This window comes from Pedobacter sp. CFBP9032, from assembly GCF_034045265.1.
In the GTDB taxonomy this organism is placed as follows: domain Bacteria; phylum Bacteroidota; class Bacteroidia; order Sphingobacteriales; family Sphingobacteriaceae; genus Pedobacter.
This window is the reverse complement of record NZ_JAXCWE010000004.1, coordinates 364,957-385,660: the sequence shown is the minus strand read 5'-3', so window position 1 is coordinate 385,660 and position 20,704 is coordinate 364,957. Positions and strand designations below refer to the sequence as shown.

General features: G+C 39.0%; 14 protein-coding genes. 5 read left to right on the top strand and 9 right to left on the bottom strand.

Annotated features, from left to right (window positions below; all coding sequences use genetic code 11):
- Nucleotides 1-94: 94 nt before the first annotated feature.
- Nucleotides 95-592, top strand: a complete 498-nt coding sequence (locus SOM16_RS10320; protein WP_320463924.1) for an RDD family protein — start codon at nucleotides 95-97, stop codon at nucleotides 590-592.
- Here the strand turns inward: SOM16_RS10320 and SOM16_RS10315 are convergent.
- The 7 genes from SOM16_RS10315 to SOM16_RS10285 all read right to left on the bottom strand — a co-directional run bounded on the left by SOM16_RS10315 (nucleotide 589) and on the right by SOM16_RS10285 (nucleotide 12,647).
- Nucleotides 589-1,248, bottom strand: coding sequence for an MgtC/SapB family protein (locus SOM16_RS10315; protein WP_320463923.1), 660 nt, complete (start codon nucleotides 1,246-1,248; stop codon nucleotides 589-591). The two genes, SOM16_RS10320 and SOM16_RS10315, sit on opposite strands and share 4 nt — an antisense overlap.
- Nucleotides 1,249-1,271: 23 nt before the next feature.
- Complete coding sequence (locus tag SOM16_RS10310; RefSeq protein ID WP_320463922.1) at nucleotides 1,272-2,291, bottom strand: PorP/SprF family type IX secretion system membrane protein; 1,020 nt, start codon at nucleotides 2,289-2,291, stop codon at nucleotides 1,272-1,274.
- Complete coding sequence (locus SOM16_RS10305; protein WP_320463921.1) at nucleotides 2,291-8,155, bottom strand: PKD domain-containing protein; 5,865 nt, start codon at nucleotides 8,153-8,155, stop codon at nucleotides 2,291-2,293. The genes SOM16_RS10310 and SOM16_RS10305 overlap by 1 nt, the downstream gene beginning before the upstream one ends.
- A gap of 358 nt (nucleotides 8,156-8,513) precedes the next feature.
- The gene (gene groL / locus SOM16_RS10300; protein ID WP_320463920.1) at nucleotides 8,514-10,148 is read right to left on the bottom strand and encodes a chaperonin GroEL; all 1,635 of its coding nucleotides are present in this window, start codon (nucleotides 10,146-10,148) and stop codon (nucleotides 8,514-8,516) included.
- A 153-nt stretch (nucleotides 10,149-10,301) separates the two neighbouring features.
- On the bottom strand, nucleotides 10,302-10,592 hold the full coding sequence (locus SOM16_RS10295) for a co-chaperone GroES (RefSeq protein WP_029281770.1): 291 nt from the start codon (nucleotides 10,590-10,592) through the stop codon (nucleotides 10,302-10,304).
- Between the two features lie 236 nt (nucleotides 10,593-10,828).
- Complete coding sequence (locus SOM16_RS10290; RefSeq protein ID WP_320463919.1) at nucleotides 10,829-11,764, bottom strand: hypothetical protein; 936 nt, start codon at nucleotides 11,762-11,764, stop codon at nucleotides 10,829-10,831.
- Between the two features lie 118 nt (nucleotides 11,765-11,882).
- Entirely contained in the window at nucleotides 11,883-12,647 is a 765-nt protein-coding gene (locus SOM16_RS10285; protein WP_320463918.1) for a DUF4197 domain-containing protein, read from the bottom strand.
- Between the two features lie 209 nt (nucleotides 12,648-12,856).
- Between SOM16_RS10285 and SOM16_RS10280 the strand changes: the two genes are divergently transcribed.
- Both SOM16_RS10280 and SOM16_RS10275 read left to right on the top strand, forming a co-directional pair.
- Entirely contained in the window at nucleotides 12,857-13,435 is a 579-nt protein-coding gene (locus SOM16_RS10280; protein WP_320463917.1) for a sigma-70 family RNA polymerase sigma factor, read from the top strand.
- Nucleotides 13,428-14,732, top strand: a complete 1,305-nt coding sequence (locus tag SOM16_RS10275) for a carboxypeptidase-like regulatory domain-containing protein (RefSeq protein ID WP_320463916.1) — start codon at nucleotides 13,428-13,430, stop codon at nucleotides 14,730-14,732. The genes SOM16_RS10280 and SOM16_RS10275 overlap by 8 nt, the downstream gene beginning before the upstream one ends.
- 256 nt (nucleotides 14,733-14,988) lie before the next feature.
- Here SOM16_RS10275 and SOM16_RS10270 read toward each other — a convergent pair whose 3' ends face one another.
- Together SOM16_RS10270 and SOM16_RS10265 are read right to left on the bottom strand one after the other, a co-directional pair.
- Complete coding sequence (locus tag SOM16_RS10270) at nucleotides 14,989-15,999, bottom strand: inorganic phosphate transporter (protein ID WP_320463915.1); 1,011 nt, start codon at nucleotides 15,997-15,999, stop codon at nucleotides 14,989-14,991.
- Nucleotides 16,000-16,011: 12 nt separating this feature from the next.
- Complete coding sequence (locus SOM16_RS10265; protein WP_320463914.1) at nucleotides 16,012-16,653, bottom strand: DUF47 domain-containing protein; 642 nt, start codon at nucleotides 16,651-16,653, stop codon at nucleotides 16,012-16,014.
- Nucleotides 16,654-16,983: 330 nt separating this feature from the next.
- Between SOM16_RS10265 and SOM16_RS10260 the strand changes: the two genes are divergently transcribed.
- Complete coding sequence (locus SOM16_RS10260; protein WP_320463913.1) at nucleotides 16,984-18,771, top strand: hypothetical protein; 1,788 nt, start codon at nucleotides 16,984-16,986, stop codon at nucleotides 18,769-18,771.
- A gap of 64 nt (nucleotides 18,772-18,835) precedes the next feature.
- Complete coding sequence (locus tag SOM16_RS10255) at nucleotides 18,836-20,659, top strand: hypothetical protein (protein WP_320463912.1); 1,824 nt, start codon at nucleotides 18,836-18,838, stop codon at nucleotides 20,657-20,659.
- Nucleotides 20,660-20,704: the final 45 nt, after the last annotated feature.

The following is a 20,704-nucleotide window of genomic DNA, read 5'->3' as shown; positions in this document are numbered from 1 at the left end:
ATACAAAGCTATGATTGTTTTATTAAAATTCAGATCAATAATTCTTTAACCAGTAATTATTTTTATTATCTTACCATAAATTTAATAACGCTCTATGATAAATTTTAACGCAAACCAGGAGGAAGTAGATCTTGATTACTGTCGCGCTACCTCTGGCTTAAGATTAGCTAACTACATTATCGATATGATTTTTTTCTATCTGATCATGTTTGGTTTGGGCATATTCCTTGGCATTTTAGCACCAAGTGTACTCAATATTTTTGACGGTTTAATGGGTAGGCTAATCTCCCTGTTACTTTATGGTATCGTGATGTCGTTTATTGAAGGCGCCTCTCAGGGGAAATCTATCGGAAAACTCATTACAGGAACCAAAGCCGTAAATTTAGATGGAAGCGATATGAATTTTGGTCAGGCATTTAGTAGAAATATAATCAGGGCTATTCCTTTTAATGCTTTCAGTGCATTTGGAACGCCTTGTAATCCCTGGCATGATCGCTTATCAAATACAATGGTTGTTGAAGAAAAAAAACTTGCTTTGCTTAAGCAGAAGGAAACTTTTTTTGATTCATTTAAGCAAAATCCGACACCCTAAAAATCAAACTCTATAATTTCCTTATCTTTCAACATCTGCTCTACAAACTTCTGGTGATTAACCGGTGTGCCGGTGGCTGTCCAGTTTCCGGTAATGATATTATTTACCAGTTGGTGTTTTCCACGTTGCGGCTTTAGTTTATTTTCCCTAAAAACTTCCTCGTAACTTTCCAAATCGCCTTGTGTATCTTGTTTTTTAACAATGCGATAGATTCTTTTTGTAAAACGGCGATCGCCCATTTCTTCTATAAAAGGAAAAACAATCAATGCTAAAAGAACCACCCCTGTTACCCCAATGGCTTGTTCATAATAACCTGATCCTACTGCCATCCCAATGGCAGCTACAATCCATATAATACAAGCTGTTGTTAAACCTTTAACCCGGTTTTCTTCCTTAAAGATTACACCTGCACCTAAGAAACCAATTCCGGTTACAATATTAGAGGCAATCCGATCCTGGCTTGTTGGTCCGATTTTTATAGATAGAATAGTAAATAATGCAGCACCTAAACCGATCATCATCATGGTTTTTAAACCTGCAGATTTACTTCTGTATTCTCTTTCAGCTCCGATCAGTCCACAGAGCAATGTGGCCAGCAGAAATTTATTTACTTCACTTTGTGTGATGAAATGGCTATTGTCTAAAATATCGTTCATTACTTAAAATTAACAGCACCAAATTAGTAAAAATCATAACATCTTAAACCATTTGCCCGGCCGCCATTGGAACTATTGGGAAAATACTTCTCGTAACCTACTCCAATTTCTGACGTTCCACCAGTATTGCTGTAATTAATTTTCGAAGTGGTAGCATCATGACTAATGCCCAACCTGAATTTTTCTCCATTGGTTCTTCTGTTAAAAATGTCGAAAATTACAGAAAAAACAATTGCATCATTTCCATTGGCATTCCCATCATTTCGATACCAGATTCCGGCATTAATGCCTGCATATTTGTATTGGGTGCCCACACTAAAAGAGTTTACGTTTCCTTGTTTATATAAAACAACTGAAGGAATGAGGTAACTTCCGTCCCGATCATATTGATCTGGAATCAGGGTAACTTTATAACTTAAATTCGTAGAAACTCTTAAGGGCAATTTAGCCTGAAATCCAGAAAGCGACTCATCCGGACGGTTTAAGTGATGTGTGGCTAAACCCAGCATAAACTTTCCGTAAACCAGGTTGGCACCTGCATTTGCATCCAGGTAAAAACGACTATCAATCGCAGGCCTTTCTGCACCAGAAACACTTCCGGGTATATAGCCTGAATTGATATCAATCTGATCGCCAAACACCAGTTTATCCCAATTTAATTTTTGATTGGTTACACCCGCCTGTAAACCAAATGAAAGCGTAAAATCATCCCCACCAATAATATAAGAATAACTTGCCGCAATATTATTTTTCACCAGGTAGGCTGTGCCTTCACTACTTCGGTTAAAAATAATTCCCAGGCCACTGTTAATCTGATGAAGATTTAAGTCTGCTGAAGCACTCATATAAGAAAAATCGCTAGCTAAACCTGTCCATTGATTTCTATAGAGCGCATTGAACCTGAAATCGCCCTCAAATTGCCCTGTAAGTGCAGGGTTGAGGTAAATTGGTGCGTTATAGAACTGAGAGTAAATGTGATCCTGTCCTATCGAGATTAGTGGCTGCACAATCACCAGCACCAATAATATTATCCTCCTCATCATTATCTTATTAAATATATTACACCCGTTTTCCTTGGAGATGATGAATCATAGGTCATCCCTTTCCACTCACTACCATTTATAAATTTGACATCTATTTTCCAGTAGTATACGCCCTGCGGCTGCTCTTTTCCCTTATATGTTCCATCCCATCCTTCTAAAGGGGCACCGTCATCCAATTTTGAGCTTTCCCAGAGCATCTGCCCCCATTTATTAAAAACAGACATCTTCCATTCCTGAATACCTCTCCCCTTTGCCTGGAAAACCCTGATTTCATTCTTGGCACTTCCCGGCATAAAAGAATTCGGAACGTTCAAATATCCGGGAACGCCAATAATCCTAACGGATTGCACTGTTGTGGAACTACATCCTTCTTTATTGAGCACTTTTAGCGTAACCGTATAAGTACCTTCATTGCCATAAGTGTGATTTGGATTCTGGAGTGTTGAAACCGCACCATCTCCGAAAGCCCATTCCCAACTTACCGCACCTGTACCGCTATCTTTAAAACCAAAAGCATAATTAGGAATGGATATCTCGTTGCCAGGTGAAACTGTAAAAGCAGCCACCGGAGGGGCTACAACACTAATTGGTGAGCTTGAAGTTACCGTACTGGTACAGCCCAAAGTGTTGGTTGCAGTTAAGCTTACAATGAAGTTTCTGCCCACTCCGTTAAAAGTATGTGTTGGTTCAAAAGCAGTAGAAGTTGTGCCATCTCCAAAGTCCCACACGTATCCTATCGCATTTTTACTATCGTTTTTAAACTTCACAATTAAGCCATCGCAACCACTGGTTTTATCTGCTGTAAAACTTACTTCTGGTTGTTCTAAAACTTCTATTTCTTCTACTGTTGTGGCGTTTGAGCAATCATTCGAAGCATAAAGTGTAACCCTGAATCTTCCAGCCCTGGTAAAGGTGTGCGAAACAGTTTCGGGTGCAATATTTCGAACCACTGTGCTGCCATCGCCAAAATCGTAAACAAAAGTATTGGCCCCTTTCGTATTATTAAAGAAATCTACTTTAAATGGTGCGCAGCCCCGAAGTTGATTGCTATTTACAACCAATTCTGCAGTAATGTTATTTGGGGCTACATTAATGGTATAAGAAGATTCATTGCTTCCGCATTCGTTCACAGCAAGCATTTTGACTACGTAATTTGTGACTGCAATGGTGTTATAAGTATGTGAAACGCTGCTTTTATCCGTTTTCGTTACTGTGGTTCCATCACCAAAATCATAGGTATAGGTACCATTATTTCCCGGAGAAGTATTGCTAAAAGTTACGGTAAAAGGTGAACATCCGGCTGTTTTATCTGGTGAAAAGATTGAAATTGGAGCTGCTTTTACCAGAACGGTAGAAGTTTGCCTGCTTACGCCACAAGGTGTGGTGGCTTCAAGCGTTACCGTATAAGTAATGTCTCTCCCGGTGAGATCAGCCGCGTAGACTACATCCGATGGTACAGCCAGATTGGAAGTGGTGCCGTTGCCAAAATTCCATCTAAATGTTGCATCAGTTAGCGATGTAGATGTATTAGTGAACCTCACTGTTAATGGCCCACATCCTTCCACAACATTTTGTGTATAAGATGCCGTCACATCCTGCCGCGTAAAAAAGGTATGCGAAAACTCATCACTATTACACCCTAAACTACTTGTAACAACCAACTTAATTATAACAGACTGATTTTGAGTAGCAATAGTATAGCCCGGGAAGTTAATGCCTGTTCCAATTTGTACATCATTAGCAAACCAGGTATAAGTAGCATTTCGATCTGGATATGGCGTTGCAGCAAGATTAACTGAACTTAAATCAAAAGGAACACAACCTGCATCAGTAGTATAGGTAAATTCCGCTTTTGCGGGAAGGTTTACCGTTATCTTTACCTGATTGCTCATAATTACTGAACAAGCACCACTAGAAACCGAACGGCGGTAATAAATAGTTGCTGCTGGTACAGGTGGTGCATAATCTGCACCATTGGCATTTAAAATGTCAGTCCATGTTGTACCATTTAAACTTGATTGCCATTGATAAACATAAGTTCCGTTGCCTCCGGTTGGGGTAGACCCGATAATTGGGGCCGCAGCCGTGCCAATACAAATGGTTTGATCTGCTGAAATAGTGTTGTTGCGCAATGCTGGTAACACCACAACCTGAACGCTATTACTCATGGCAACGCAAATGGTACTGTTTACCAGTCTACGGTAGAAGGTAGATACAGGAACATTCACAATTAAATCTTTATTGGTAGCAGTAGCAAGATTAGTCCATGTATTTCCATCTGCACTGCTTTGCCACTGATAACTGAACACCCCGCTTCCGCCTGTTGGCGAACTTCCTGTAATGGTGGCACTCTGACCAAAACAAATTGGGTCTGCCGCCGTCGAGATGCTGTTGGTTACAGGGAAGAAATAAGTAACAGTCGTTTCAGATATGGATGGCGGGCAGCCGTCGAACCCGGTTATTGTCCACATAAACCGATATGTTTGACCGGGAATCAGGCCGGTAACCGCCGTATTAAACAAGGTTGGATCATTAATCGTTACATCAGTCTGGCCCGAAACTAATGTCCACAAGCCACTATTTGGTGCAGGATTATTTCCGTTAAGGGTAATGCCGTTGCCACTACATAAACTTTGATTTGCACCAGCGTTTGAAGCCACAGTTGTAGGGTTTATGGTGATGGTAGTGACAGATGATTGAACTTCTAAGCATGAGCCACTTTGTACAACAGCCCTGTATTTGGTAGAAACTACGATGTTGGTAAAAGTATATGGATTGGAGGTTGAGTTTAAACTTGCCCAGGTTACGCCGTTATCTATAGAAGCTTCCCAACGAACGATGTTTCCAACTTGGCCGGTTAAAGTAATAATGCCACTATTTGCGCCGGCACACAAAGTTAAATCATTACCTGTGGTACCGCCAACACTGTTAGGATTCACAGTAATGATCACATCATCACTGTTACTGGAGCAGGCACCGTTAGTAATGGTCCAGCGGAGCGTATAACTATTCCCGGCAACTAAACCAGATATTACCGCATCATTTTTTGCATCATCATCAAAAGTAATCGCTGTTGGTGCTGCCACTGCAGTCCACTTCCCTACCCCTACTACCGGAACATTTCCTTTCAAAGTATAAGTTGAAGCATTACAAACCGATTCATCCGGCCCGGCACTTGCCAAAGTTGCACTTGGCAGAACTGTGAGGCTTATAGATATCACTGCTCCGGTACATCCACCTGCTGATACTGGCGTAATGGTATAAGTTACCGTACCAGACGTGGTTCCGGTATTCATTAAAATATCATTAATCTGCGTTGCTGCAGTGGCAACAGGACGGTTGCTGTTCCCTGTAATGGTGCCCGTTACCGTGCTGGTATAAGTATAATTAACATTAGTTAAGGCCGATGTTAAGGTAATGGCAGATGATGTACTGCTACAAATGGTTTGATTGGCTGCTGTAGCTACCACATCTGGATTTGGTGTAACCGTAACCACAAAGTTAAATGGTACACCCTCGCAACCATCTTTTTGTGGCGTAATAATGTAGGTAACCGTTCCGTTTGTAGTTAAATCGGAATTGGTTAGTAAATCATTAATAATGCCTGTTCCAGATGGTGTAACTCCGGTTACATTAGCGGATCCGGTAGCGGTCCAGTTAAAAGTAGTTCCATTTACCAACCCTGTTGGCGTATAGCCTACATTTGTCCCTGTACAAATGGTTTTACTGGCTGCACTGGTTACACTAATATCTGGTTTTATGGTTAATGCGATTTCATCATCAATCTGATTGCAGGGTGGCGCCAAAGTAGTCGTTGCTCTTAATATCAGGTTTACGGAACCATTTGCTTTTTCTGCTGCTGTTGGTGTATAAACTGCTTTCAGGTCGTTTCGATTGGGAGAGAAACTTCCTAAACCACCTATCCAGGTTTGCGAACTCACCGTTCCTGTAATGATTCCGTCCAGATTAAAACTGGTTCCTGTAAAACATAAAGTCTGATCAACCCCGGCATTAATTACCGGAGCAGTGGTGAAAGTTAGTTTTTGTGTTTTAGATATTGTTCCGCAATTATTTTTATGGGTTACCGTGATACTATATTCGTCGTAATTATCAAATTTAATAGAAGGATATTTCGATGCTGCTGTTGTTCCTCCTTCAAAACTATAGGTACCAGCTCCGGCTGGAACAACCGTCCAGGTGTAAGTATCTGCCACATCTTGATAGGTTCCCTCAATTAGTGTTCTCGTTGGCCCTGTTGTTGTTGGATTAAAATCATAGGTAGACAGGTTACATAAAGTAATATCTGGTGAAAGTGTAGCTTTAGGTAATTCATTTACCACAACCGTTTGCGGGGCTGATGCCACTAAACCACAGGATGGTGTGGTGATGTTTAAAGTGATGGTGTAGATCCCGGGATTTGTAAATATAAACGCAGGCTCCTTACTGGATGCATTTGTACCGCCTGCATAGGTTACCGCAGGTGTAACGTTCCATGAATAGGTGTTGGCTGTTTCGCAGGTATTATCCAGCACGGATAAATCAGTAGCGGTTAAAGTGGCGCCCGCACAAATGGTGTTTTGTGGGAGTGAAAATTCAGGTTTCGGCGGATTCTGAATACATATCCGCATCTCTACTGGATCGGCATTACACGTGCCGGAACTATTGGATTCTAAACGGATTACATGTTCGCCATTTGTTAAAAAACGAGTAACCAGATTATATGAGCGCGGTTTATTAGCCTCTGTAATTACACCATCTACATACCAGTTATAGGTAACATTATTTGGTGCACAGGCCGGTGTATTGGTATCTGGATTTTCGCCTAAAATGGAGGTGTTGTAAAAGGTAACATCCGTATTGGTACAGGAAGGTGTTTGAAAGGTAAAGGCATTCATGGGTTTAACCACTACTTTTGCCGATGAAGATACCGGCGTTCCTACGGTACCGCAAAAATCATTTGATACATTTATGGTAACAGGAAATGCATTGTAAATGGTACCTGCACTGGTTACCGAATTGCTCCCACATGATGACCTGGTGTAGGGATGGGTTACTTTTCCTGAATTATTGATAATGTCGCATAAGGTATAAACCGTCTGGCTTCCATCTCCCCAGCTAATGGTATAACGATTACCTGGAAAATTATTCTGAATACCTGCCGGAGAAGTATAATCAACATTGAACTCCAGGGCACCTAATGGCAAGCATACAATATTATTACCTGATGTACCAAAAGCAGTAATGGCTCTGTTATTAACGAGCAAATAGCCTTTTGTTCCTATTGTTCCATCCGGCATGGTAGCTGTTGCCACAATAGAATAATGAGTTTGATCTGCGTTAAAACTCTGAATAGGCACTGTAAAATTAAGTGTAGAGGTGCTTCCTACTGATTCATTTCTGACCGCCGCCGTAACAGTAGCCGTAGCAGTAGATTCATTAGTAATGAAAAATGAATTATTTGGCCTGCTTCCACAGGTCCCGAAGGTTTCCGTATTTGAGGGGTTTAGGTAAGAAGTTACCAACTTGGCTTCAACAGGTAATCCGGCTCTAATCTCAAAGGCAGTTGATTCTCCACTTACAGAAGCTGGCTGGGTGGTTTTTACACGTACTTTATAGCCAGTACCCGGCGCAATTCCTGTTGGGATAATTCCATTCACATAAGTGCTATAGAAACCAGTGTAAGTTCCAATTAGTTGTTCACTTCCAAAACTTCCATTTTGGTCAGATAAGTAAAGCTGAAACGTATTGCTCTGTTCAGCACAGCCATTGGCAATACTAAATGGAACTGCGATCGTACTTCCTGGTGTAAATGGCCCTGCGTTTACCGCGCCAATATTAACCTGGGAAAATCCGACAGTTGTCATTAAAAGCAGTATCCAAAACAGCGCAAAAAAGGGCCATTTCCTTATCAAACAGGTTTTCATAATCGCGGGCACATAGGGGAATGATTTAGTTACGCTTTAATTTATGATCGGCACTTTCAAATCAACTAGTTAGGTGAGATGCAAATAAGTAAACACTTCTGTAGCACGTTAATAAATATTCAATTGCAAATAACGTAACTTTTATAGTATACCTATAATTTTTTACATGAAATCGAACAAAATGAATGTTTAAAGTGAATAAATATTCATTGTAGCTAAAAAATGGGCAAAAAAAAACCCCGACAGCAATTGGCTATCGGGGAATATTTTACACGAAATGATTTCGCTATAGGTGATATTACATCATACCACCCATACCACCACCACCCATAGGCGGCATTGGAGCACCACCTTCTTCAGGCTCATCTGCTAAAACAACTTCTGTAGTTAACAACATTGCTGCAATTGATGCCGCATTTTCTAAAGCTACGCGACTTACTTTAGTTGGATCAATTACACCAGCACCAATTAAGTTTTCGTAAACATTGGTACGTGCATTGTAACCGAAATCTGCAGTTCCTTCTTTAACTTTCTGAACTACGATAGAACCTTCGATACCTGCATTTTCACAGATTTGACGTAAAGGCTCTTCAATAGCACGACGAATAATCTGAATACCTGTATTCTCATCTTCGTTAACACCTTTAAGATCAGCTAAAGCTTCTACTGCACGGATGAAAGCAACACCACCACCAGCAACGATACCTTCTTCTACAGCTGCACGAGTAGCATGTAAAGCATCATCAACACGGTCTTTTTTCTCTTTCATTTCAACCTCACTGGCAGCACCAACGTAAAGAACTGCAACACCACCAGCTAATTTAGCTAAACGCTCTTGTAATTTTTCTTTATCGTAATCTGAAGTAGTGGTTTCGATTTGAGATTTAATCTGGCTAACGCGAGATTTAATATCTTCTGAGTTACCAGCACCGTTAATTACGGTAGTGTTGTCTTTATCAACAACAACTTTCTCAGCAGAACCCAAATAAGTTAAATCAGCATTTTCTAATTTATAACCTCTCTCTTCTGATACAACAATACCGCCAGTTAAAATAGCGATGTCTTCTAACATTGCTTTTCTTCTGTCGCCAAAACCTGGTGCTTTAACAGCAACAACTTTTAACGAACCACGGATTTTGTTCACGACTAAGGTAGCTAAAGCTTCGCCATCTAAATCTTCAGAAATGATAACCAATGGTTTACCTGTTTGAACAGTTTTTTCTAAAACTGGCAACAATTCTTTCATGTTGCTGATTTTTTTATCGTAGATTAAAATGTAAGGATTTTCTAATTCCGCTTCCATTTTATCTGCATTGGTAACGAAGTATGGAGATAAATAACCCCTGTCAAACTGCATACCTTCAACTGTTTTTACTTCAGTTTCAGTACCTTTTGCTTCTTCAACAGTAATTACACCATCTTTACCTACTTTGCTCATTGCCTCAGCAATTAACGAACCAATTATCTCGTCGTTATTAGCAGAAATAGATGCTACTTGTTTAATTTTATTGTTGTCTTCACCAACTGTTTGCGATTGCTCTTTCAAATTAGCTACCACAGCCGCAACAGCTTTATCAATACCGCGTTTTAAATCCATTGGATTTGCACCAGCAGCAACGTTTTTAATCCCTGTAGTGATGATTGCCTGTGCTAAAACAGTAGCAGTAGTAGTTCCGTCACCAGCAATATCTGCTGTTTTAGAAGCTACTTCTTTAACCATTTGTGCACCCATGTTTTCAACCGCATCTTTCAATTCGATTTCTTTTGCAACAGTAACCCCATCTTTAGTAATCGCCGGAGAACCGAATTTTTTATCGATAATTACGTTACGTCCTTTTGGACCTAAAGTTACTTTTACTGCATTCGCTAAGATATCAACACCACGTTTCAGGGCGTCACGTGCTTCCACGTTATATTTTACTTGTTTTGACATTTTGTTTTTAAATTTTGAATGATTGTATGAAAGAATGTTTCAATTTGGACTTCGATATATTCTATCATTCAAAAATCATTCATTCTATAATTATTTTACTTATTTGATTCATGCTGAATTTACACGTTCGAAATTCAGTCATTTAATCAGTATTTACCCTACAACAGCGTAAATATCTGTTTCACGCATAATCAGGTAGTCTTTACCTTCGTAAGGAAACTCGGTACCACCGTATTTACCATAAATTACAACATCGCCAACTTTTACGCTCGCTTTTTTACCGTCAGCATCTTCTTCAGAAACAGAAACTACAGTTCCTTTAGATGGTTTTTCTTTTGCAGTATCAGGAATATACAAACCCGATGCAGTTTTTTCTTCCGCCGCAGCTGGTTCAACTATTACTCTGTTTGAACTGCCAGCAATTGGTTTTAGGTTTAACGCCATAACTTTTATTATTTTTTATTTGAGTTGAGTTTTTACTATGCAGGTAATTAACACTTTTTATGCCAAGTGGTGCTGAGGGACAAATTTACACCTGTACTGTCAATTTGCAATCAATACAGGAATATAAGGTGTCAGCTTGGCAGGGAAGATTCCAGGTATTTGCCAGTAAAATTAAGTAAATCACGAAACCCGTTGAAAGCACTATCCAACAGATTATCTAAATCCAGCTCTAAAACCTACTTTAAGGTACCAGTTGGATTAGTTCCTTTATTGACAAGCGTTTTTATGTTCCCATCTAAATCTGATACGTAAATTTTACTTTGGGTAAAAGGCTTTTCAGCGCCGCTAAAGAAAATGCGATTATCTGCTGTTAAGAAAACGTAAGGCACATTCAGCCCTTCTGGCGAAATTCTTGAGATTTTCTTTGTACTAACATCCAACACAAAAACACTTTCAGCCTGGCCTTTGAGTTCCGCTACCTGGCTTCCAAAACCAGCATTGAAGATAAGTTTCTTTCCATCGCTGGTAAAAAAGAGACTATTGCTGCCAGCAATGCGGTAATCTGAACCTAACAATTCCACTATTGCTTTGGTATTGATTATTTTTCCAGCAGCATCAAAGGTGTAAATGTTTTTCAAATCGTGAGCAGTTACTTCCGTTTCGCTCTTCCAGGTTGGAGAATATAAATTCGCTGCAGATTTGTTGTCGAGCACTAACAATCCGGTATTATCCGTCTTAATTACCGCAACCTTCCATATGCCTTTATCATTATATAGATTAAATGCAATTTTGTTTCCGCTTGGTGACCACACCGCATGATGGTAATTTTTGCTATTTGCTTGTAATTGCAACTGGCTCTTACTTTCCAGATCAGCCACCCAAATGCTTCTGTTACCTATGCTATCGCTTACAGTATAGGCCAGTTTATTTCCATTAGGTGATATTGCCGGATCGGTAGCACCGCCAAAAGAAATCTGTTTCATGGTATCAATGCTCGTTGCCACAATTTTGCTCCCATCCTGATAAGCCAGCGCAAAACTTTTGCTACTTAACGACACCGTATCTAAAACTGCAGTAGACTTCGATTGATCATTATTACCTGAATTACAGGCCGAAAATAATGTGAAGCAAGGAATAATTACCACCGCCAAACGCAAGTTAAATTTAATCATTTACAATTTTACGAATTGTTTTAAGCAAAAAAGACCCATGCCCTTTCGAAACATGGATCTTCTACTCCTTTTTGATTTTAATCAGACTTAATGTATCGTTGCGATGCACTTGAGGTTGTTAACCTTTCTTTTTATCTGCGTAACCGAAAACTTTTTGCAATAAAGTTGTACTTCTGGAATTGATATTTCCCCTGATTTTCAGTTCCTCTTTTGCGACTTCAATAAACAAACCATCTATCGCTTTTTGTGTAACATATTCTGTCAAATTTGTATTTACTGGCTTCACCAAGGGCAGGCGATTGTATTGCGTAGTAAGATCTGAATAATATTTTGTTGCGTTTACTTTGCTGAGGCTGTTGGTTACAATCGGACTAAACTTCTGAAGCAATTGTGCTGTGGTTACCCGTTTGAAATAAGCAGTAGCGGCATCGTTGTTTCCAAGCAAAATATTGCTGGCATCGGCCAATGTCATCTGCTTAATTGCAGTAATAAATATTGGCTTTGCTTCTGTAGCTGCATCTTCAGCGGCACGGTTTAAACTTACAATTACATTATCACAAAGTTTATTCAGCCCAATCCCACGCAGGGTTCGCTCTACTTTCTGGGCTTCGGGTGGCATTAAAATTTTAACTGCCAGGTTCCCCAGAAAACCATCTTTCACAGCTAGTCGATCTGCACCAGCCGAAACACCAATCTGTAGCGCTTCTTTTATTCCCTGTCCAATTTCTAAACTACTGGGCGTGCCCGTTACAGACGCGGAGGTAGTTCCCTTCTTTTCGGTAACCTTTTTAAAAATATCACTGAGTTTGATTTGAGCATTTGTCTTCAGGTTGGTAAATAGCATGAATAAGAGGCATGCAGATAAAACATTAATTTTCTTCATTTTGTGTGTGTTTAACTCTTATAAGCAAAAGAACTGCCATAATATTCAACAGCTTCTAAAGATTAGGTTTTAACAAATAGCTGTGGGCGTGATTTTTAAGCCATTTAAAGGTATCCCTTGAATATAAGTACCCAATTGTCTGGTTTATTTCTCATCACTCAAAAATATTTTTTATACTTGGAAGATATTTGAAATAGCTACCTGATTTTTTGAAGTTTATAAAAAACACAGCTGGAAATAACCAGCAAGACGATGCCAAACTAATTGCCGAGTATAAAAATACAGGTGATTTGGAGTCGTTGGGTACGCTTTATAATAAATATATGCATTTGGTTTTTGGGGTTTGCTTAAATTATTTCAAAGATGAAGAGCAAAGCAAAGATGCGGTAATGCAAATTTTTGAAGAATTGGTTACGAAACTGAAAATCCATGAAGTTCAAAATTTTAAAAGCTGGCTCCATGTATTAACCCGCAACCATTGTTTAATGGCGCTGAGGAAATCTTCAAAGCAAAATACCGTATCTATTGATGATACTTTTGTGGAAAACAGCGAACTGGTGCATCTAGATATCGACAACACAAAAGAAACGCAACTTACCATTATGGAAAAGTGCATGGAAACATTGCCCGAAGAACAGCGAAAAAGCGTAGATTTATTTTATTTACAGGAGAAGTGTTATAAAGAAGTGGCCGATATTACAGGCTATGATATGCTGAAGGTAAAAAGTTATATCCAAAATGGTAAGCGCAACCTGAAGATTTGTATAGAGAAAAACAGTGGTGAATAACGATTGGTTAGATATTGATGTACTGGAAGATTACCTCGACGGTAAGCTTGATGCCAAGGCTATGCACTTTGTAGAAAGGCAGGCTTTAGAAGATCCTTTCGTAGCCGAAGCTTTAGAAGGCCTGAAACAATCTCCAAAACGTAAGCAAACACTTTCTATTTTACAAAAACAACTGTACGATCGTATTGCTCAAAAGCCAGTTAAACGAAAACTTTGGGGCATCACTACCCAACGATTAAGTATTGCTGCAACTGCCACTGTCGCTTTTATTGCCGTGAGCATTCTCTTCTTTATGCGGGAAACCAATCGGCGGAATGCTGAAACTGCAGCAAGAAAAGCAGATGGTGTCATCGTAAATTTAGATTCCAATACTTCCCTGGCTACCACTACAAAGACAAAAGATTCTGCGGTAAATATTAATGAAGCCACCAAATCAGCCTTAATAGACCAAGCGATTGCAGATGGAAAGTCTGCGACTTTAGCGAAGAATACAAAATCTAATTCCATCATTAAAACATCAGAAAAAGCAGCGCAAAGTGAGCAGAACACAGTCAATTATCAAAGGTTCAATAAAAGCGCACAATCAATAACTCCAGGCGCACCTAAGGTACAAACGAGCCAGGAACCTATGAGTGCGGCTATGGTTTCGGCTACACCATCCACAACAGCAGATCAGATTTTATTTAGCGGAAATGTTATCGACCAACGTAACGGACAACCTGTTCAGGGTGCCGTGGTAAAGATTATAGGCTCTGATAAAATCACTTCTACTAATACGAAGGGTTATTTTGCTTTACCTGCCGATAGTAATTTAAAGGATAAAGATTTAGTAATTAATGCAGTTGGCTACAAAGAAACACCTATAAAGGGCACGCAAAATCCAGATGCCATTCGGGAAGCATTAAGTGGAAATAAATCGCTGAATGAAATTGCGATGATTACCGGGTCAAACGGTAGAAAAAAGGAAAATATTCCTGCGCCTAAAATCGTATTGAGAGCGGAGCAGAATCTAAATGGAAAACGGGCTGATGAAATTAGCAAGCCAATCCCTGTCGCCATTATTGATTATACACAATACCTGGCCAATAACAACAAACTCTACAATCCTAAAGGACCGGAGCAGTTTGTGATACTAGGTTTCAAAGTGAAGAAAAACGGTCGGCCAACAGATATTAAAGTGATTAAATCGCTTAATGCTAAAGCCGATGCAGAAGCTAAACGCCTGGTGAAGGCTGGGCCCGACTGGATTTTACCTACCAAAGGAACAAACGAAGTAGAATTGAGTATCAGATTCTAGAAACATTTAAGGTTTAACCGCAAAGAGCGATAAGCAAAGGCACAAAGAACGCCAAGCCAGACAATTATAACTAACCCATTTTACCACAAAGACTAGGGTGAAAGGCACATGGAACATACAGCCCTAGCATCAAATTAACTGTAGAAAAAGGCTTTCCGCTCTTTGCGAAAAACTTCGTGCTCTCCGCGGTAAAAAAAGCATAAAAAAATACCAAAGCACCTAAGCCTTGGTCTTTCGTATTTTAAAGGATTATCTTCTATTTAAAGAAATAAATACCAGCGTAAATAATTGCAGCCAAAGTAGCTGAAACAGGAATGGTTAATACCCAGGCCCAGATTAAATTGATGGTTACACCCCAACGTACAGCCGAAACACTTTTCACTAACCCTACCCCTACAATTGAACCGGTAATGGTGTGTGTAGTAGATACCGGAATAGCGAAATGCTCGGTTATACCTAGTGTTACCGCGCCAGCCGTTTCAGCAGCAACACCTTCCAGTGCCGTTACCTTCGTGATTTTTGAACCCATTGTTTTCACAATTTTCCAACCTCCACTCATGGTACCCAATGAAATTGCGGAATAACAGGCAATTGGTACCCATGTAGGTAGCGCTGCAAAATCAGGAATAACTTTCGATGCAATTAAAGCAGTAGCAATAATTCCCATTACTTTTTGCGCATCGTTTCCTCCGTGGAAAAAACTTAAAGCCGCAGATGATAATAATTGTAGTCGTTTGAACCACTTCTCTGCTGTTGATGGTTTTGCATAACGGCAAATGTTGATAATAATTAAAGTAATCACCACCGAAATAACCATACCTATTACAGGTGCCAATACGATGAAGGATACAATCTTCACTACATAGCTCATGTTTACCGCATCTAACGGACTTGCACCTATAAGCAAGGCATGCGTCATACCAGCACCAGCAAAACCACCAATAAGTGTATGTGATGAACTGGAAGGAATACCATACCACCAGGTTAAAAGATTCCAGATAATTGCGGCAACAAGCCCTGCAAGAATCACTTCTAGCGTAATATAATTTTCGATTACCGTTTTGGCAACCGTATTGGCTACCTTATGATCGGTAAAATAAAAGTAAGCAGCAAAATTAAAAAGTGCTGCCCACAAAACCGCCTGAAAAGGCGTAAGAACTTTTGTAGAAACAACCGTTGCAATCGAATTAGCGGCATCGTGAAAGCCATTTATGTAATCGAAAGCAATGGCCAGAATTACAACAACAACCAATAAGGTAGTTACCATGTTTGTGTTTTATTAAGCGTTTTTAACCAGGATAGTTTCAAGCACATTCGCCACATCTTCACACTTATCTGTCGCTTTCTCTATCGTTTGTAAAACCTCTTTTTGTTTAATTAATTCAATTGCATTGGTTTCATATTCAAATAAACGGGCAACCGCTAAAGTGAATACATAGTCTGCCTGGTTTTCACCGCTATTAATGCGGATACAAGCATCTGCAATTACCCGGATATTTTTGAAACTGCGTAATTCTTTAATCGCTTTATCAATATCAGTACACATTTCTACCAAAAGCTCAGCAATTTTAACAATTGGCTCATTAATGGTATTCATATTATACATCTGCATACGGTTTGCAGTTCCGTAAATATAATCTGCAACATCATCTACAGCTGTAGCCAACTGGTGGATATCTTCACGATCGAACGGGGTGATAAAGTTCCTGCTTAATTCTAAGAAAATTGAATGGGTAATATCATCTCCAACGTGTTCTAAACGTTCAATTTCCTTGAAAATACTTTTCCGGCTTTCAGCATCAGCTGTGCTAACCATTTCTAAAAGAGATTCTGCGATTTTTAATGCATTACTACCAGCTTGCTCAAAAAGAGGATGAAACTTTCTATCTTGAGGGGTAAAGAACTTAAAAATATTGTTCATGTTAATTCTTAATATGTTACAAAGCTACACGCTCAATGTTAAGTTAATGTTAAGTTATAGATTATTATTAAGGATTTAGCTAATTTCAGCTATCTTTCTCATATTCTGAGGTTAATGATCTGTATTTAGAACCTTAGTCTAACGACCTCTCGCACGTGATCCGCTTAATTTAATTGTCTAAATTAACATTGTGCCTTAAAATCTCCTTAAAAAACAATTGCCTCAGATTATCTTGATGAAAAGGTCTTTTAGTTCTAGCAGAAAAGAGGAGACAAATCTGTTAAAAAACCTTTCTAATGTTGATGTGTTTAATATCGATACCCCAAAAAGATGACAAATCAGCATAGAACCAAACTTTGGGTTTGGATTGGAAGTATTTTCGGATTATTGATTTTAGTGCTTGCCTTTGGAGCGATGTTCTTAAGTGCAAGGTGGAAACCTATACTCACAGAAAAGATAAAGGAAAGTATATATAATGGATCTAACCATCTTTACACTATAGATTTTAAAAGTATTAATTTAAATGTAATTACCGGAAGCCTTGCTTTAAGAGAAGTTACATTAAAAGCCAACCCATCAGTTTTTGATAGTTTGCAAAAACAAAGGCTTGCGCCAGCGCATGTTTTCGAAGTTAAGCTGAAAAAATTACAGATTACCAGGGCGAGTATCTTAACAGCCTATTTCAAAAAGCAGCTGGATATTAATGCGATTGTCCTCGATCGACCCTCCATTGACGTTACCTTTAATAAGGTTCTAAAAGTGGTTGACACCAATAAGGTAGAAAAATCGCTCTATGAGCTAATCTCTAAAACCTTCAAATCTGCCAGGGTACATGCTGTAAAGGTTATTGATGCCGACTTTAGCTACATTAAAGGTGGCGCTCCGAAGAAAACCAGAAATGAGATTAAACACCTGGATATTAATGTAAAAGATTTCTTGTTAGATTCACTTTCGGGCAAAGACACTTCCAGGTTTTACTATACAAAAGATATTTCATTTGAGATTGCAGGCTATAAATCGAACACTAAAGATAAAATGTATAGCATGAAAGTTGATACCATCAGGGGCTCAACCGCTGCAAAAAAGATATCAATCAAAGGCTTCAAATTAATTCCCCTATATCCTGAACTGGCTTTCGCAAGAAAATTCAAGGTTCAAAAAGATCGTTACGACCTCACCTTTAACGCAATTGAATTTGCTGGAGTGGATTTCACCAGCTTAAATACTGACGAAAAGATTTATTCAAAGTCGGTAACCATTGGTCCGGCTAAAGTAGCGGTATTTATGAGCAGGGAATCGCCACCCGCTGCAGACCTAGATAAAGGGAGAAATTATCCGCACATGGCACTGAAGAGACTCAACATCCCGATCGCTATTGATACCATAAAGCTTAAAAATGTTGATGTTAAATATTCCGAGTACAGTCCGGCAAGTAAAAAAACAGGCACGATATTATTTAATTCGTTAAATGGAAATATTCTTAATGTAACCAACGATAGCTTAAGGCTAACTAAAAATAACCATGCAAAAGCCAATCTGAACACCCTTTTAATGGGCGTAGGAAAGATGAATGTTAAGATAGATTTCAATTTGACTGATGCAAACGGTGGCTTTAGTTATGGTGGAAACCTGGGCACATTTAACCTTGTAAAGCTTAATCCGCTAGCCGTAGCTTTAGGTTTGGTACAAATTGAAAGCGGAAATATTCAAAAGCTGGATTTTAAGGCAACCGGAAATAAATCTACGGCTTCGGGTTCGATGAATATGATTTATACAGATCTTAAAGTGAAGTTATTATCAGATAATATTGATGGCGAGGGAACTAAAGAGAAGGGGTTCCTATCATTTTTGGCAAATAATATCTTAATCAAAGACTCAAACCCTACAAAAGGAGATGCGCCTCGTACAGCAACAATGACTAATACCCGAATCAAATCTGCCTCTTTCTTTAACTTGATGTGGAAAACAGTCTTTGTTGGTATAAAGGACATTGTTGGCGTAGGTATAGTTCCTGAAAAAAACCCGGTCAAACAGCAAAAGGTAATTGCCAAAAAGATTCGGAAACAGAAAAGAGCCGATAGAAAAGCGGCTCGAAAGGCAAGGCGAGAGAAAAATTAACGGGCAGCGTTTAAGAAATACGTTTATAAATGTATATTGCTGTAGAATCCAGTCCATTAGTTAAATGCCAGAAACCAGGAGACCCAGCTATAAAATTATTAAATGGATTGCAGCGACAATTGTTGTTGCTTTCGGCCTTTTGGCTGCAATTGCATGGTTTTTAAATGTAAAATCCCGCCCGCTGCTAACTGAACAAATCAAAACACTTCTTTATAAATCTACAGATAGTTTATATACCATTAGCTTCTCGAAGGTCACCACCAATGTTTTAACGGGAAGTGCCACCTTGCAAAATGTTAAGATAACTGCTGATACTGTTCGATTCAGAGAACTAATCCGGTTAAAGAGGGCTCCAAATAATCTCTATACTGTTACCTTAAAAAAATTAGTGGTCAAACATTTCCACCCACTCACCCTATACCGGGAAAGAAAGCTTGAGATTGAAGAAGTAATTTTTGATAAGCCAGAAGTGCTCATGATGAACAGGCAGTTCGATTTTAATGAAGACAGGCCCCCGCGACTAATAAAATCACCTTACTCGTTCATTTCTAAAAATCTGGATGAATTCAGAATAAACGCCATTCGTTTCCAGGATGCGAGCTTTAAATACGTCAATAAAAATGTAAATAAACTCAATGTTTTTGCCATCGACGACCTTAATATCACACTTATAGATTTGTTGGTTGATTCTACTTCGGTTGATGATCCATCCAGATTTTACTTATTAAAGGATGTCATTATCAATCTTAACGATTATCAATATACTACTCCGAATAAAATGTATAATATTAAGCTTAATAAACTTGATTTCCGTGCATCTACAGGAAAACTAAGGGTAGATAAATTTGAGCTGGAACCCCGTTATGATGAAATGAAATTCGCTGAAGTTGCTGGTCATGCCACCGATAGGTTCCATATCCAGATGAGCAACATCTCGATGAACGGCATTGATTTGCCCGTTTACATTAGCAAACAGGAATTACGGGCAAAAGAAATGGGCATAGTAAATGGCTTCGTTTCTGTATTTAACAATGGAAGTATAGACAAACAAGTAGGTGAAATTAAAATTGGCCGGTTCCCACATCAGCTTTTGCAGAAGCTTGCTCCACCTGTATTGGTACAGAAGATTAACTTAAAAGATGTTAATATAACTTACGGCGTTTATAATAGCGAAAGTCAACAGCGTGGAAGAATCTCTTTTGAACATACTTCTGGCGTTTTTAAAAATGTAACTAACCTTCCAAAAATAAAGGCTATCAACCCCACTATGGAGGTAAGCTTAAACACATACTTATTGGGTCAGGCGAGTTTGGATGTAAACTTTAAATTCGATCTAAAAGCTCCCAAAGGAGATTTTGAGTACAAAGGGGTATTGCATAATTTCAATGCCAGGGTACTTAACCAAATTACAAAACCACTAGGCCTGGTTAGAATTAACAGTGGGATTGTAGATAAGTTACAGTTTGATTTTAAAGCTGATAATACTGGTGCAAAGGGCAAGGTAGATTTCTATTATTATGATTTATCGGTTGCATTGATGCGTAATGATCCATCCAAAGATCACCTGGTAACCCGCGGTTTAATTTCGATTCTTGCCAATGCGTTACTGATCAATTCTGAAAACCCAAATCGTCACAATGAGTTTATTTCTTCACAGGTTGATTATAAAAAACCGGATAGTTCATCATTTTTTAGTCTGATATGGAGAAGCCTGTTTATGGGCATTAAAAATAGCATCGGTATTACAGAAGAAAAGCAAAATGAAATCAAACAACACATTGCTAATTTCAAGGAGATGCAGGAAAACCATCAGATCAGAAAGCGAAACAGGTTAAAGCGAAGGCAGCAGCGAGATCGTGCGCGCAGCAAAATGAACGGCGATAGATGAACAAGTTATTAATGTTTACTTATATTTAAAATAAAAAAGACAATT

Excerpts from the sequence above, each read along its gene's own strand:
- SOM16_RS10320 (WP_320463924.1), top strand. The coding sequence starts at position 95 with ATGATAAATTTTAACGCAAACCAGGAGGAAGTAGATCTTGATTACTGT.
- SOM16_RS10315 (WP_320463923.1), bottom strand. The coding sequence starts at position 1,248 with ATGAACGATATTTTAGACAATAGCCATTTCATCACACAAAGTGAAGTA.
- SOM16_RS10310 (WP_320463922.1), bottom strand. The coding sequence starts at position 2,291 with ATGATGAGGAGGATAATATTATTGGTGCTGGTGATTGTGCAGCCACTA.
- SOM16_RS10305 (WP_320463921.1), bottom strand. The coding sequence starts at position 8,155 with ATGACAACTGTCGGATTTTCCCAGGTTAATATTGGCGCGGTAAACGCA.
- groL (WP_320463920.1), bottom strand. The coding sequence starts at position 10,148 with ATGTCAAAACAAGTAAAATATAACGTGGAAGCACGTGACGCCCTGAAA.
- SOM16_RS10295 (WP_029281770.1), bottom strand. The coding sequence starts at position 10,592 with ATGGCGTTAAACCTAAAACCAATTGCTGGCAGTTCAAACAGAGTAATA.
- SOM16_RS10290 (WP_320463919.1), bottom strand. The coding sequence starts at position 11,764 with ATGATTAAATTTAACTTGCGTTTGGCGGTGGTAATTATTCCTTGCTTC.
- SOM16_RS10285 (WP_320463918.1), bottom strand. The coding sequence starts at position 12,647 with ATGAAGAAAATTAATGTTTTATCTGCATGCCTCTTATTCATGCTATTT.
- SOM16_RS10270 (WP_320463915.1), bottom strand. The coding sequence starts at position 15,999 with ATGGTAACTACCTTATTGGTTGTTGTTGTAATTCTGGCCATTGCTTTC.
- SOM16_RS10265 (WP_320463914.1), bottom strand. The coding sequence starts at position 16,653 with ATGAACAATATTTTTAAGTTCTTTACCCCTCAAGATAGAAAGTTTCAT.
- SOM16_RS10260 (WP_320463913.1), top strand. The coding sequence starts at position 16,984 with ATGACAAATCAGCATAGAACCAAACTTTGGGTTTGGATTGGAAGTATT.
- SOM16_RS10255 (WP_320463912.1), top strand. The coding sequence starts at position 18,836 with ATGCCAGAAACCAGGAGACCCAGCTATAAAATTATTAAATGGATTGCA.